11 protein-coding genes are annotated in these 15,451 nt (G+C 63.2%); 1 reads left to right on the top strand and 10 read right to left on the bottom strand.

Translation table 11 applies throughout. The features are described from left to right. Positions 1-37 precede the first annotated feature (37 nt). From VQ071_RS23010 to VQ071_RS23050, 9 genes are all read right to left on the bottom strand, one after another. Complete coding sequence (locus tag VQ071_RS23010) at positions 38-1,570, bottom strand: response regulator (protein ID WP_340516578.1); 1,533 nt, start codon at positions 1,568-1,570, stop codon at positions 38-40. Further along, the gene (locus VQ071_RS23015) at positions 1,567-3,345 is read right to left on the bottom strand and encodes a cache domain-containing sensor histidine kinase (protein ID WP_340516579.1); all 1,779 of its coding nucleotides are present in this window, start codon (positions 3,343-3,345) and stop codon (positions 1,567-1,569) included. Before VQ071_RS23015 ends, VQ071_RS23010 begins: the two co-directional genes overlap by 4 nt. Before the next feature lie 26 nt (positions 3,346-3,371). After that, complete coding sequence (locus tag VQ071_RS23020; protein WP_340516580.1) at positions 3,372-4,712, bottom strand: ABC transporter substrate-binding protein; 1,341 nt, start codon at positions 4,710-4,712, stop codon at positions 3,372-3,374. Between the two features lie 131 nt (positions 4,713-4,843). Further along, entirely contained in the window at positions 4,844-6,463 is a 1,620-nt protein-coding gene (locus VQ071_RS23025; RefSeq protein WP_340516581.1) for an ABC transporter substrate-binding protein, read from the bottom strand. A gap of 81 nt (positions 6,464-6,544) precedes the next feature. Continuing rightward, on the bottom strand, positions 6,545-7,450 hold the full coding sequence (locus tag VQ071_RS23030) for a carbohydrate ABC transporter permease (RefSeq protein WP_340516582.1): 906 nt from the start codon (positions 7,448-7,450) through the stop codon (positions 6,545-6,547). Positions 7,451-7,472: 22 nt separating this feature from the next. Further along, positions 7,473-8,411, bottom strand: a complete 939-nt coding sequence (locus VQ071_RS23035) for an ABC transporter permease (RefSeq protein WP_340516610.1) — start codon at positions 8,409-8,411, stop codon at positions 7,473-7,475. A 256-nt stretch (positions 8,412-8,667) separates the two neighbouring features. Continuing rightward, positions 8,668-11,445: a beta-galactosidase gene (locus VQ071_RS23040; RefSeq protein ID WP_340516583.1), complete on the bottom strand. Its 2,778-nt coding sequence runs from the start codon at positions 11,443-11,445 to the stop codon at positions 8,668-8,670. Positions 11,446-11,640: 195 nt separating this feature from the next. Further along, positions 11,641-12,558, bottom strand: a complete 918-nt coding sequence (gene rnz, locus VQ071_RS23045) for a ribonuclease Z (protein ID WP_340516584.1) — start codon at positions 12,556-12,558, stop codon at positions 11,641-11,643. Positions 12,559-12,649: 91 nt separating this feature from the next. Next, the gene (locus VQ071_RS23050; RefSeq protein ID WP_340516585.1) at positions 12,650-13,063 is read right to left on the bottom strand and encodes a hypothetical protein; all 414 of its coding nucleotides are present in this window, start codon (positions 13,061-13,063) and stop codon (positions 12,650-12,652) included. 199 nt (positions 13,064-13,262) lie between these two features. Between VQ071_RS23050 and VQ071_RS23055 the strand changes: the two genes are divergently transcribed. After that, positions 13,263-13,910 (top strand): DUF1796 family putative cysteine peptidase, encoded by a 648-nt coding sequence (locus VQ071_RS23055; RefSeq protein WP_340516586.1) that lies wholly within the window; start codon positions 13,263-13,265, stop codon positions 13,908-13,910. 27 nt (positions 13,911-13,937) lie between these two features. Here VQ071_RS23055 and VQ071_RS23060 read toward each other — a convergent pair whose 3' ends face one another. Beyond that, on the bottom strand, positions 13,938-15,392 hold the full coding sequence (locus VQ071_RS23060) for a glycosyltransferase family 39 protein (protein WP_340516587.1): 1,455 nt from the start codon (positions 15,390-15,392) through the stop codon (positions 13,938-13,940). Positions 15,393-15,451: the final 59 nt, after the last annotated feature.

The raw sequence follows: 15,451 nt of genomic DNA on the forward strand, positions 1-15,451 counted from the left end.
GCATCCAGCGTGCGCGGTCGCCCGCGCCCGCCTCGGCTCATGCCTGCTGTCGATAGGCGGACACTGTCCGGCCCGTAATCTCCTTGAATACTTTGCAAAAATAAGAAGCGTCCTGGTAACCGACCCTGCCGGCAACTTCGTACACTTTGAGCTGCGTATCCCGCAGCAGATGCATGGCCGCCTCCATGCGGACTCTGTTGACATATTCGGTCATGCGCAGTCCTGTCTCGCTGCGGAACAGATTGGACAAGTAGTTCGCACTGAAGCCCAGGCGGCCGGACAGGTCGGATATGCTGATGTCCTCCGCATAGTGCTCGCGGATGTAGGCGATCGCCTGCCGGATTTCTTTTCTGCTCGTCTGCGACGCCTGCGCCTCTCCGAAGCGCTCGCGGCAGGCCGCAGCCAGGTCTTCCTCCAGATGCCGGATCGGCTCCAGCCGATCGAGGCTGTCCGCGAGTGCGGTCCACCAGTCCCTCGCGCCCTGCGCCGACGGCTCGGCGTACGGATAGAGCGACGCGTAGAGCTCGGCCAGCCGGCGTTGAAGAATGGACTTCGGCGGCTTCAGGCGCGCCCATTGGGCGAACAGCTCTGCGGCCGCCGCTGCCAGCCTGTCGCCCGATTCGGACCGGAGCGCGTCCTGCCAGCGCTTGGCCGCATCCGCCTCGCCGCTCCCGTCGGGTCGTCCGGGGGCGCGGACGCCAGGCTGCGCTTCGTACAGCCGGCCCCAGCCGTCGTACACGGCGAGGAACAGCGCGGCCTCCGCCTGCGCATATGCCTCGCGGAGACCGCGCAGACCGTCCCTCCCGTCGCCCGCCGCGATCGCGGCGACTCTGCCGCAGCGGGCTGCGCCGCAAGCGAGCCAGCGCTCCGCCAGCTCGCTTGCGGCGCGCCCGCTCCCGTGCCGGCCGACGCGCTCCGCAGCGGCGTCGACGATCAGCGCCGACCGGCCGGCCCGGATCGGGATCAGCTCTGCGGCGTCCGTCCCGGATTCGTCCGTCAACCGGACGCCGCCGTCCGCTCCCGCGCTGTCAGCCAGCAGGATCAGCCTGTATGCCGCCGTCGGGAGCAGCCCTGCCAGATCGTCCGCCGGGAGCGCCGCCGATTCGTCCCCGGTCAGCCACTGCTTCATGCGCCAGCCCCGCATCTCCTGCCGCCGGGCCTGTTCCTGACTTCTCCGGACCTCGGAGCGCTCCAGCTTGCCTTGGACTTGTGTGAGCATCGCGGCCAGCGCCTCCGGCGCCAACTCGTGCTTGAGCAAGTAATCTTCGGCGCCGAGCTTAAGCGAGTCTTTGACGAACTGAAAGTCATCGTACGAGCTGAGCATGACGATCACCGCGTCCACGCCGTTCTCCTTGACGGCCTTCACCAGTTCGATCCCGTTCATCTCAGGCATGCTGACGTCGGTCAAGATCAGATCGAACCGTTGCGCCGCCAGCCGCTCCAGCGCCTGCTTCCCGTTGACGGCCTCCGCCGCGATCCGGAAGCCGTGGCGTTCCCAGTCGACCAGCGTCCGGATCGCTTGCCGGTATACGGCGTTGTCCTCGACGATCATCGCTTGATACAGGCTCAACAGACCTCCTCCTCCCGCCGGTATGGCAATGTCATATAGATGGTCGTACCGCGGCCGGGCGCCGTGTCGAAGGACAGCCCGTACCGCTCCCCGCACAGCGTGCGGATGCGCTCGTGCACATGGCGGACGCCGATGCCGTTGAGGCCCGGATACCGCCGCTCTCTGTCTGCGGACAGCAAGGTGGCCGCATAGCCCGGCTCCATGCCGACGCCGTTGTCGGCGACCGCGATCCGCAGATCGGGTCCGGCGCGTTCTGCCGCGATGCGGATGCGGCCGGCTCCTTTGGAGATTTCCAGGCCGTGCATGATCGCGTTCTCGACGAGCGGCTGCAGGACGAAGCCCGGCACGAGCGCGTCCAGCAGCCCGCGGTCGGCTTCGTAGCGAATGTCGAAGGCGTCGCCGAGTCCGATCTTCTGCAGATCGACATAATCGCGCACATTGTCAAGCTCCGTCTCCAGCCTTACAAGGCCGCCCGAATCGCGGATCGAAGACTTGAGCAGCCCCGTCAGCGCGCTCACCATCGACTCGATCTCCGTCTGTCCGCGGCCGCGCGCGAACCAGCGGATCGTGCCCAGCGTGTTGTACAGAAAATGCGGATTGATTCTGGCGAGCAGCGTCGTATATTCCGCCCGTTGCTTGGCCAGCTGCTCCTCGGATACCCGTACGACCAGCTCGTTGATCCGCGAGACCATCATATTGAAGCGCACGGCGAGCATGCCGATCTCGTCGCGCCCGGCAGGAGTCGCCTTGACGCTCAGGTCGCCGTCCTCGACCCGCCGCATCGTCCGCTCCAGCAGCTTGATATCTCGCGTCGTACCCGCGGAGAACCAGACAGCAACCGCCATCGCGACAAAAATAAACAGTACGCAGATAAACGCGATGATCGTCTCTAATATGCGCGTCCCCTCGAGCAGACGGGATAACGGGATGAAGCAGACGACGCTCCAGCCGGTCTCCGCGGACCGGAAGCGCATGAGCAGCGACCGCTGGCCGCCGATTGTCGCCGTCCGTCCGTCCGCCTCCGCGATCCGCGCGTCTCCGGCCGGCCGGCGCAGCGAATCGCTTGCCACATCCGGGCTTCCTTCGTACAGCGGCTCCCCGTTCTCGTTTAGAATGAACAGATTGTCCGCCTGGATGATCGAGCCGTCGGAGAGCAGGCTTCCGAAGTAGGCTTTGTCCAAATGGAAGACGATGACCCCGAAGCTCCGGTTGATCTGGTTGATATCGATATAGTAGCGGGACAGCGCGATCTCGTCCGTGCCGTGCAGCGAAGCGGACCAGTAGATGCCCTGACCCGTCTCTCTCAGCTTCGCGCGGCCGGAGTCGGCGATCGCGCCCGCGGTCTGCGCATTCAGATCGCCCTCCGCGATCGCCGGACGCTGCCACCAATAGAGACGGCCGCTCTCGGTCTTGATCGTGATGGAATGAATATACGGATTGTTGTTGCCGTATTGATAGAGCAATCCGAAGACGCGATTGAAGTCCAGGGCGTACTGGTCCCCTCCCTGCTGCGCCTCCCGGTCCGACACGATATGCGAGAGCAGCTTGTCGTTCAGGAGGAACAGCGTCGAGGACACGAAGTCTTTGACGTGATTGTCCACGTTTTTGGAATATTGATCGATCACATGTCCGGTCAGCTCCCGCGTATTCGCCTCGATGTAGTAGCGTGAGGCGAGCGCGGCCGCGGTGCCGATCGAGAGCGCCAGCATCAGGATGACGACCATATTGGAGAGCAGGATTTTCCTGCGGATGCGCATGTCGCGCAGACGCCTCATCGGACTGCGCCATCCTCGCCGCCGTATCATCGCGGGACCCGCCCCCCTGCCGTCCCGGCGCGCGGACGAATTCGGTCGAACGCCGCGTCGAGCTGCGCGATGCATTTGTCGACGTCGTGCTTCGGATCGCCGAGCAGCGCGATCAGTTCGTTGCGGAACGCCGCCACGAGCTCCACGTTGACGAATTCGGGATAAAATGAGGAATAATCGAGCACGCGTCCCGTGCGGATATAGTCGCGGTCAAGCTCTTCGTACGCCGGATCGAAGTCCGGCTTCGCATCCGGCGAGATCGAGATCCCCTTTTTGTTGTCCTGCATGACCTTCGCCATCTCCGCCGAAGTAAAATACCGGACCAGCGAGATCGCTTCGTCCGCATGCCGCGACTTCGGATTGACGACGAACCCGCCCGTCGTCTTCAAGGCGAACTTCGATGCCGCAGCGTCGTCCGTCGACGGGAACGCGAACATGCCGATGTCCGCCTCCGGCTTGAACGAACGGACGCCGTCCACCGTCCAGCTGCCGTTGAGGATCATGGCGGCGCCGCCGTCGGACAGCAGCTCGAGCGCTTCGTTCCAGCTCGTGCCGAACGGATTGGCGCCCGTATACGGGAATCGCTCCGCCAGTCTGCGCAGGACGCCCTTGAAGTTCCCTCTGTCCTCCGCGAACGACGCTCTGCCGGCTTCGACATCCTCGAGCCAGGACGGCTCGCCGATGCCGGACGCGATCATATCCGGCTGGATGTCCAGATTAAGCGTCCACATGTCCTGATAGCCGGCAGCGATCGGCTGTATGCCGGCTTGCTCGAGCTTGCGGCAGGCCGCAAGGAAGTCGTCCCATGTCTGCGGGATGCTCCGGATGCCCGCCTTGGCGAACGCGCCGCGGTTATAAAATACGCCTACGCCGTTGCGATCGAACGGGACGGCCCACGCCCGTCCGTCCTTGTCCTCCACGCCGCCGAGCAGGTTCGGCGGGATGCCGGTCAGCGCGGGGCTTGCGGTCATATCCATCGCATAGCCCGCGTCGATGAACTCCTGCAGCGTCTGGATGTTGTCCGACATGTAGATATCGGGCATCCGCTCGACGGCGGCCAGACTATGCAGCGTGTAGGGATAGGTGTTGCCGTCCTCCGATATGACTTCGATCGTGACGTTCGGATGCGCTTCCATATAATTGCGTGTGCCGATCTCCAGCCATTTGCGCGCGCCCTCCTCGCGGAAATGATGGTACCACGTCAGCTTGACGGCTTGCTCCGAGGCGCCGGGCAGGCTCCGCTGCTCCGTCCGGACGATATAGCTCCAGATCGCCCAGGCAAAAGCGCCCGTCAGCAGCAGCAAACCCAAAACGGCGAGCCATGCGCGGGATCTCATATTGTGCACCGTCCTCCCTTCGCAGCAGTTGCGCCCAGTATAGCACAGCAGCCCGGCTGCCCATACGCCAAAAAGCGGAAAGTGCCGCTTTGGAAATCAAGCGGCACTATCCCGATCGGCTATCGCCGCGCTCAGCCTTGCATTTGCTGTTTGTACGCGTCCAGCTGCTTTTGCAGCTCTGCCTTTACTTTGTCGTAGCCGGCAGCCTTCAGCTTCGTCTTGAACGCCTCCACCGCCTTGGCCGGGTCGCCCGCCTTGCCGAAGGCGATCGACGGACCCATCTCGCCCGTGACCTGCGAGATCGCGGTCAGCTCCGTGTCAACCGGCGTCTTGTCGAATACGAACTGGCCATACGGATACGGATGCTTGATCTTGTCGTACTCGGCGTACAACGTCGTCGGCAGCTGATCCCATACCGTGCTGCTCGGAATTTCCAGCTTGTCGTTGCGGCCGCCCCAGAAGTCGGAGTAGAATTCGTTTTTCTTCGGATCGTAGCCGGCGGGCAGCACGCGCTTGCCGTCCTTGATCTCGTATTGAACGCCCTCGATGCCGTAGTTCAGCAGCCGGTAGATTTGCTCGTCGTTGCGGATGAGGTCGTATGCCATGAGGGCGCGCTCGGGATTTTTGCTGTGGGCGCCGACCGAGGTGCCGCCGTGCGTGATCGACAGCTCCAGCAGGTTGCCGTTCGTCCGCGCGAACGGATACATCTGCAGCTCGGAGCCGGGCTGCTCGCGGTCCATGTCGACGCGCAGCGTGCCGAACGTCTGCGTATGATGCTGGTCGAGGCCTGTCATTCCGCCCTTCAGCAGGGTGCGCGTATCGCCCTTGTAGTTGAGCACGTCCTCGCGCCAGAAGCCTTTGTCCGCCCAGGACTTCATCTTCGTCGCATAATTCAGCATCGTATCCTCGTCGAAAATCGGGCTGACGACGGTGTACGGATCGTCCACGCTCTTGGTAGCGAACACTGGCAGCCAGCCGGTCGAGATCGGCAGCTCAAGCTCCTGCGTGTACGAATTGACCCAGCCGCCGAACGTGCTGACCCCGGCCGTCGCGTCCCACGGGATCACGTTCTTTTTGTTGTCCTTGATATATTGCAAGTATTGCTCGATGCCGTCCCAATCCTTCACCGGCTCGCTGATGCCCGCCTCCTTCGCCCAATCGCCGCGGTAGAAGAAGCCATGGTTGACCCATTGCGTATAAGCGTTCTCCGGGATAAGCACGATCTTGCCCTTGTACTTGCTCTCCGCCCAGTCCTCCTGGGGAATCGAAGACCAGGTGACGGGTGCGTACTTCGGCAGCAGATCGTCGATGTTCATGAATGCACCCCGCTGGGCGTTGCCCCAAGTATCAAGCCAGTCGGTGCCGATCGTGATCAGGTCGACGGGATCTCCCGAGGCCAGCAGCAGGTTGTACTTGGTTTGCCAGTCGGCCCACTCGACCCACTTCCACTCCAGCTCCGCGTTGATCTTCTGCTTCATGAGCTTGTTGATCTCGGCGAGCGCGGCGTCGAACTGTCCGTTCTTGGGCTTGTCGCCCAGGATGACGTAGCTGACCTTGACGAACTTGGATGTGTCCGCGGCGCCTGCGGCCTGCGACGACGCGGCCGATGAAGAAGCCTTTGCCGTAGCTTCCGCGCTTTTTCCTCCGGCGCTCGGGCTTGCTTCCTTGCCGTTGCCTCCGCTGCATGCCGCAAGTCCCGCGGCAAGCGTCAATACGGGGACGATCGCGCCTAGCTTTTTGACCTTGTTCATGGATACAGCCTCCCCTTCGTCTTCGTTTATTCCCTTCGTTATGTGAAGGACGCGGCTTGCCGCCGCATCCCGGCACATCGTTCAGCCTTTGACCGCGCCAACCGTGATGCCCTTGATGAAAAAGCGCTGCACGAACGGGTACAGCAGGATGACGGGTCCGGTCGCGACGACCGCGGTCGCCATCTTCATCGATTCGAGCGGCAGATCGCGCAGATCCACGTTGGAGGCAGCGGACGAATTTTTGACGAAGTCCGCGCTCGTCACGACGCCGTATAGAAAGAGCTGCAGCGTGCGGTACTTCATGTCCGGCGACAGGAACAACATCGCGTTGTACCACTCGTTCCAATAGCCGATTGCGATGAACAGCCCGATCGTCGCCAGCGCAGGCGTCGTCATCGGCAGGATGAGGCGCAGGAAGATGGTGAAGTCCCCCGCCCCGTCGATTTTCGCCGACTCGGTGATCGCATGCGGGATGGAGCGGACGAAGCTTTTCATCATGATGATCAGAAAAGGCGACAGCAGACCAGGCAGCAGCACGGCCAGATAGTTGTCCTTGAGCGCCAGATACTGGTTGATGAGCAGGAAATATGGGACAAGTCCGCCGGTAAACAGCGTGGTGAAATAAATGAAGAAGGAGATCCGGTTGCGATAATGGAAGTCCGGCCGCTGCAGGGCATAGCCGGTCATGGCGACGATGAACAATCCGACAGCCGTGCCGACGACCGTGATGCCGATCGTGACCCAATAGGAGCCGATGATGAGATCGGGATTCTCGAACACGATTTTGTAGGCGAAGGTGCTGAAGACGCGGGGCCACAGGTTGAAGCCGTGCCTGGCGATCGAGCTCTCGCTCGTCAGCGAAGTGCCCACGACGAGCAGGAAAGGCAGCAGACAGATGAGCGCGAATGCCCCGATGAACCCGTAGCCGATCGTGCGGACGAGCAAGGTCGCTCCGTCTACCCGGATGGCCGTTCGCGGTGCCGACATGGCGTATCACTCCTTTTTCCGACTAGAAGAGAGAATTGTCCGGAGACATCCGCTTGACGAGCCAGTTCGCGCTCAGCACGACGCAAAATCCGAACACCGACTGGTACAGGCTCACCGCGCTGCCCATCGGGAAGTTGAAGTTGGTCATGAGCGAGCGGAAGACGTAGGTCTCGATAATGTCCGTGGTGGCGTAAAGGGCCGAATTGTTGGCGCCGACAAGGTTGAAGAACAGTCCGAAGTTGCCGCGCAGCACGCCTCCGAGCGAGAACAGCAGCAGGATGATGAACGTCGGCTTGAGCCAGGGCAGGACAATGTAGCGAATCCGTTGAATGGCGTTCGCGCCGTCGATCTCCGCGGCTTCGACGATCTCCGAATCCAACCCCATGACGGCGGCGAAGTAGATGATGGAACCGTAGCCGGTCGACTGCCACAGGTAAGTGACGACGATGATGAACGGCCACAGATGCGGATTGGAATAAGTCTTGACGGGGTCGGCGCCGATCATCTTCAGGAAGCCGTTGAGCAGGCCGTAGTCGTAGCTCAGAATGTTGTAGGCGATCAGGCCGATCAGCACGAAGGATATGAAGTACGGAAGGAACATGAGCGATTGCGAGATTTTCTTGAACCACTTGTTCCGCAGCTCGTTCAGCAATATCGCGACGGCGATCTGCAGGGCGTTGCCGAGCAGGATGAACATGACGTTGTAGGCGATCGTGTTGAACGTGAGGCGCCACAGATCCCCCGTGATGACGAGGAAGCGGAAGTTGTCCCAGCCGACGAACGGACTCTTGAAGATGCCGTCCGAGTAGTTGTACTTGACGAAGGCAAGATACAGGCCGGGCATCGGCAAATAGGAAAAGATGAGAAAAAATACGATGGCGGGCAGGCACATGAGCAGCAGCGTCCGGTTGGCGAAAAGGGTGCGCAAGGTGCCGCGTCGCTTGGTGCCCGGGGCGGGCATCGCCGTGCCGGCATGAGGCGTGGAGTCGCCGGGCGACGCAGCGGCAGTCGGTGAATTCATAGCATCAGCTCCTTCGTCTGCGATTGGAGGGCGATGAGAAGCCTGGCCCGGCGGTGTGGCGGAATGTCTGCGCGGACGTCCGCAGGGATGTATGAGCGGATGCCAGTGCGGACGTCTGTGCGGATGCCAGTGCGGGCGTCTGTGCGGCGTCCGGCGAACGATATGCCGGTCATGCGCCGGATATCGCGCCGCAAGGTCATACGGACACCAGCCTGAGCGCGCGCAGCTCGCCCGCTTGTCCGGGGACGACCGCTTCGACCAGCACCGCCAAGCGTCGGGCCCCCGGCTCCTCCAGCCAGGCGGCGGGCATATAGAAGCTGTCCGGGCTGCCGCCGCTCATGACAGGGCGCTCGTCGCCGCCGGGCAGCCACAGCCTGGCAACGAGCCGCTCGCCTGCGAATACGGTCAGCTTGACGTTGGCGCCCTCTGCGAAGACGCGCCATCCGTCGCCGTCCCCCGCGTCGCCTGGCGCGGCATAGAGCCAGGCGATGCCGCCGGGCGCGAGCGAATACGGGAGCATCGCGGGCACTGCCCCGCGCTCCGACAGCGTCGCGGCGGCGAGCATCTCGCGCTCTGCGGCCGACGACAATCCGCGCAGCACGGCCGCCTGTCCCTCCAGCAGCACCGGCCGGCCTGGCGCGGCCCCGATGCGCCGCTCCAGCACGAGCGTGAGCTGGCGGACGCCGCCCTCCGCTCCGACCCGCGAGTCGAGCGGCAGCCACGGATCGCCGGGTCCGATCGAGCCTGCCGCCTCGCCGTCGACGAATATGTCGACCCTGCTCTCCAGGCCGTCCAGCCAGAGCGTCCGGCTGGTCGGTCCTGGCGCGAACGTCACCGTGCGGCGGTAGTACTCGCGCGTCAGCGGATCGTTCGGATGCCAGCCGCCGAAGCGGGTCAGCGGCCAGCGCTCATCGTCCGCCGACGCGGCGATTCGTTCCGGGTCCGGCGCGGCGTCGGTCGTCCGCACATAACGCCATCCGCTCGTCAGATCGCGCTCCGACGTCACGGCGGTCAGACGGCCGATTCCTTTGGTCGCATGCAGGCGCAGCGCAGGCAGCCGCGGATCGTCGAAGTTCGAATGGCCCCAGATCTCGACGCGTGCCGAGACCCGGGCCGGTATCTCGCCGTCGGCCAGCGGCACATACCGGCTGGCGCCGGCCGGCAAGTACGTGCCGACATAGGCGTCGTCCGCATACAGCGACACGATGTCGCTCGCCCGCGATACGAGCCATCCCTTCATCGGCCGCCGCGAAGCGCCTTCCTCCGCGCTGTGCGGCGGTTCGTCAAGCATATGGTCGTATTCGTACCAGGCGTATCCGCGGTATATGCCGCAGGCCTCCAGGCTCTCGCCGTCTGCGCACGCTGCAGCAACGGCCGAACGGAGCGGCGTATGCGCCTCGACCGCGGAGGCGGACCATGTCAGCGCCGCTGCGGGCTCGACCCCGGCGCTGAGAGCCGGCGCCGCGAACGAGAGCTGCGGCTCGTCTGCCGCAACGTCTGCGAGCAGCAGCGCTTCGCGTCTCGGCAGGCCCCATATCGTCAGCCTGTTGCCGTCCGCCCATACGAATTCGCATCGCGACCGGTTTTCGCCGTTCAATACGACCGTATAGGCCGTCCCCGCTGCGGACAGACGGGCGTCCTCGTCCGCCGTCGCGACCGCCGGCGCCTCGTCGAACGACAGCGCGATCGGCGCCTGTCCGCCTTCGGGCGAATGAAACACCAGCACGCTGCCGTCGGCGCCGCGCACGGCTGCGCATAACTCGGCGGCCGACGACACGATCCGCCCTTCGATTCCCCATCGGGTCAGGCTGACCTCCTCCGGCAGGATGAGGCACAGCTCTCGCGACGTATCCGACACGAAGGCCAGCCGTCCGCCTCCCCGCAGCCCGAGGCGGTACGGACCTGTGTCGAAGCCGCGCTCCCGCCACGCTGTCCGCTCGGCCTCGCCCGGCGCGCCCTGCGGCATGGCCTCCGCCAGCTGCTCGCCATACAGACGCAGCACCCGGCTTAACAAGCGGGCCTCATACCCTTCTTCGCGCACTTCGCCTTCGGGAGAGATCATGCCGCCGAAGTCGTAATCGGACGTCATGAGCGCCATGGGCCGGCCCCAGTTGTTGATGGCGTTCGTGAAGCCGGCGTCCGTGCCCGATACTTGCAGATAGGGACCGAGCAGCTTGACGCCGCACGACAGCAGCCTCCGCAGCAGGAAGTGGCTGCGGTTCGTCTCGGTGACGAGCAGCGGCAGGCCGCGTCTTGCCAGCTCTTCATGATAGGCCAGCGCCAATGTCTCGAACTCGGGATCGCGGTTGTCGGGATAAAAGTTGCAAGTCGGCACAATGCCGTCGGCATCGCCGCCTGCTTCTGCCAATCCGCCCTGCCCGGCGCAGGCGATCAACGGCACTCGTATGCCGTGCCCGAGCGCCATGTCGCGCAGCGCCGACATATAACCAGTCGGATCGGAGCAGCCGTAAAAGTCGAGCTCGTTGTCCAGCTGGACGGCGACGATCGTACCGCCTGCCCCCGGCTCATACTGTCTGAGCAGCGGGAGGATCCGCTCGAACCAGCGTGCGGCATGCGACAGGAACAGCGGTTCGTTGTCCCTCAGCCGGATGCCGCCGACGGCCAGCAAGTATGCCGGGAGCCCGCCGCCGTCCCACTCGGAGCAAATATAAGGTCCGGGCCTGGCGACGACCCATAGTCCCTCATCGGCGGCCATACGAAGAAAAGCTTCGGCGTCCCGCTCCTCCGAGAAATCCCATACGCCCTCCTCGCGCTCGTGATAGTTCCAAGGAAAATACACGTCGATCGCATTGTATCCGAGCGCCTTCAGCTGCATCATCCGCTTGCGCCACAGCGCACGCGGTATGCGAAAGTAAAACAGCGAGGCGCACAGCAAAATCTCGCCGGTACCGTTCAAGGTGACGCTGCCTGGTGCGAGCCGTACGGCCGCAGCGCTTCCTGTATTTGCCGTCATAAAATCCTCCTTCCGGTCTGTAATCGCTATCATGTAACCGGTTTCTATTTCATATATTAAACGCTTACATTTGACGGTTCATTAAACAAAACTCCGATTTATTGTAAAAAACACATGAGTTCGCCCCCGCCGCCGCAGCGGGACTGCAACGCCGAATACCCCCCCGGCGGATACCGGGGGGCGGACAGATGACGGTCACACGATGATTTCCTTGAAATCGCTGGCGGCCTCTATGTGGGGGAATACAGCCTGGGAATGCGCGATCAGCGCGGCCACGTCCTCGTCGCTGTACCTGGCGCTGATATGGCTGACGACGAGACGCCGGGCGCCTGCCAGCGCAGCGGTCTCGGCCGCCTGCAGGAACGTCGAATGTCCGTACAGCGCCGCCTTCTCCTCCAGTCCGATGCCGAAGGTCGCCTCGTGGACGAGCAGGTCTGCGTCCTTTGCCAGCTGCACGGCCCGTTCGCACTTGACGGTATCGCCCAGAATCGCCACGATCCGGCCGTCAGCGGCCGGACCGACCGCATCGCGGGACCGGACGACGGTGCCGTCGGGCAGCGCGATATCTTCGCCGCGCTTCAGCATGCCGTACATCGGCCCCGGGGGCACCCCCAGCTGCGCGAGATAGGCCAGGTTCAACGGTCCCTGGCGCGGCCGCTCCTGGATGCGGTAGCCGAAGCAGCGGATGCGATGGATCAGCTCGCCGGCTTCGATCCGGTGCCGCCCGTCGTCGAATGTCTGACCGTCGGCTTCGATCTCGCGGATGTCCAGCTCGTAATTCAGATGGGCCCCGCTATATTGCAGCACGCTCTCCACATAGCCGCGCAAGCCCGGCGGCCCGAACAGCTCGAGCTTGCCCGCCCCTTCATAATAAGTGCGGCTGCTCAGAATGCCCGGCAGTCCGTACAGATGGTCGCCGTGCATATGCGTGATGAGTATGCGCGTCAGCTTGCCCAGCTTCAGCCGCGCGCGCAGGAGCTGCTGCTGCGTACCCTCTCCGGCGTCGATCAGCCAGAAGCGGTTGTGCTCCTCCGGGAAGATGAGCGCCGCGGACGTGACATTGCGCGCGGCAGTAGGTCTGCCCGCGCTCGTGCCCAAAAACAACAGCTTCATGAACCGCACCTCGCGATGTACGCCAGCAAACCGGCAGGGATACCCCTATTATGCCAAAACCCGCAGGCACAAATCCAATGTATGGAACGCTTCAGGCGCTGCCGTCCGACGGTCCGGCGCCCCGGCCGATGGCGCGGACGGTTCCCTGAAGCCAATAAGGACCGCTGACGACCGCGCGTGCTTGCGGCGATCTGACGGTCAGATAGTACAGCCGCGCGGACGCGCCGCCCACCGACTTGTATTGCAGTCTTGTCAGTACGCTTGCGAAGCAGGATTCGGGCGACCAATAGACGATCTCGCCGTCCGGGCGGTCTCTGCGCAGCATGATCTCCAGCTCGCCCATATCCCATGCGCCCGAGTTGTCCCAACCGATCTCGATCGACACCGTCAACTCTTCGGACGGCTCCGTCTCCCGAATCTGCACGGAGGTCAAGACGATCTCATCCTTTACGACGAACTTGGGGAAGCCGCCCTTCGGCGTACCTGTCCGATGCATATAGCCCATCCCGTACCCTCCTCAAGGTCGCCATCGCGCATACCTCGCGCAATATACGTTATGCGGCGACCGCAAGCCTCGACCGGGCAGCACGGCCCAAGCGCGATTATAATGCAATCAACTGAATGACCGCGCTATTCATCCATACCGTTGCGGCTGCGCCGGCATTCATTGTGATGAGGGATTTTTTTCGGAGGGGGCGGCGTCCATGAGACTGTCGGAAATAAAAGGCGAGTATGACGGAATCTTCAGCCTCGGATATCTGTGTCTGACGGCGATCCAACTGGAGCGCAACGGGCTGCGTCCCTATGCGGGGCCGCTCGACTGGCTGGCATCGTACACGCTGCCGGACGTGAGCCGTCTGCTGCGCAACCGGTGCGAAGGTCTGATGGCGCGCGATCATCTTCATTACGAGGGAACCTTCGCCGATACGCATCATCTCATTCGGGAGACGGCCTATAATCTCATCTTGAACCATGACTTCTTCGCGCATGACAACGATCCCCATCGGCTGGAGAGGTATCCCGCGGTCAAGAGCAAATACGACTACCTGACGGCGCGCTTCCTGGAACGCGCCGCCAACGGCAGACGGCTGCTGTTCGTCCGCTGCGGAGGCAGCCGCGAGGAAGTCGAGGAGCTGCGCGATGCGCTCGACGGCTTCGTGGCGCACGATTATGTGCTGCTGCATGTGTGCGAATCGGCTGCCGCAAAGACGCTGAAGGAAAACGACTGGGCGCTCGCAAGGGTATGCGCGGTAGAGCTGCCCGGCGAGCACGATGCGGTCTGGACGGGCAACCATCGATTGTGGCACTACATGCTGAGCGGTATCTCTTATCGTGTCCCGCAGACGGATTAAACGAATGTGCCCGTGTCGCGCGGGCGATCAGACGCCCAAGCCGCCGGCCGGCAGATCGCGGGAGCCTGCGCGGCGCTTGTCGGCCGGTCTGCGGATGGCCGCGTAAGTCTGCCAGACGCCATAGCTCGACAGCAGGATGACGGCCGGCAGCAGGTCGAGTCTGTACCTGGTCTGGATCTCGACGACAAGATGCGCCCCGGCATAGATGAGCAGCAGCAAAATGTACAGCAGCGGGCCTCTGTACATGCCGGCTCTCCACAAGGCGACGATGGCGAACAGCGCGAACGCGCACAGCACGACATACTGGGGCCGCTCCAGGCGGCTCAGCGTCCGCTCCAGCTGCCAGTGCCCCGTCCCGTCAAGACTCCAGAACGCGGACGAATCCGCCGCCCCCCACATCTGCACGAGCTTGCGGCCCATGAGCGCCGCCAGTTCTGGCTTGTCCGCCAGCCGCTCCTTGATTCGGAGCAGCTCCGCGCGGTGACGCGCTTCGCCGAACGGATACTGGTTGGCGTACTGGGCGTCCGCGGCGTTCCACGCGCCGTCCGTCTCCGCATTCAGACCGACCATGAACTTCCAATACTTGTCCCCGCCGGACAGCGACTGCTGCATCACGCCGGCCGACTGCAGCGCCGCGTTCGCCGACCATTGCACGCCGAAGAACAGCCCGATCATGGCGAGCAGCATGCCGGCCTGGCGCCAGGCTTTCCGTCGTCTGCTCTCGCGCAGCTTTTTGCTCACTTCCAGCATGGCGAACAGGACGATCCCGGCCACGTAGACGATGCCGATCGGCCGCATCAGCTGGCCCAGTCCGAGCGTCAGTCCCGCCAGCAGCCAAGGCATGACCGCGCCTCGGCGCCGAAGCAGCATCGCGCAGCCGAGGAAAAATAAAAAAACGGAAATATGCTGATTGGTCAGCACCGAGCACATCAAAATGTTCGGCAAATAAAAGGCGTAAATAAACGCCGCGATTCTGCCGCAAGTCTCGTTGAACAGGCGAACGCCGGTATAGTACAAAATAAGGGCCGTGCCCATGCTGAATACCGCGCCGATCAGCTGGAGCGCCGGTATGGCCTGGCTGCCGAACAGCCGGATGACGCCTGCTTCGTACATCGTGAACCCGAGCTGATAAGGGAAGCTCACGTAATAATCCGAGCTTGCGAAGCCGAAACGGCCGGCAGCCGCCTCCCGGGCGGCATTGTACATAAACAAAAAGTCGGAGCTCGGCGGCGCGTCGTTCCAGAAAATCCAGTACAGACGCGCTCCCATCCCGAGCACGATCAGCACCAGCAGGAATATGCGGCGGTTCAGGCTGCGGCTCAGCATATATGCCGCCAGCAGCGCGCCGCCCGCGCAGACCGCAGTCAATATTAGCGCCCAAGCGGGCGAATCGTATCCGGCTACCATGCCGGCGAAGGACGATACGAGCACAGCCGCCATAAACAGGCCGCCGACGGTTAAGAACAGCCGGGCTCCGTACATGCATGACACCCCTATATGAATCATCGTTCCGGCTCGGCCGGTCGGTTCTCTATCTTCTA

The sequence above is a fragment of the Cohnella sp. 56 genome, assembly GCF_037963805.1.
Lineage (GTDB): Bacteria > Bacillota > Bacilli > Paenibacillales > Paenibacillaceae > Cohnella.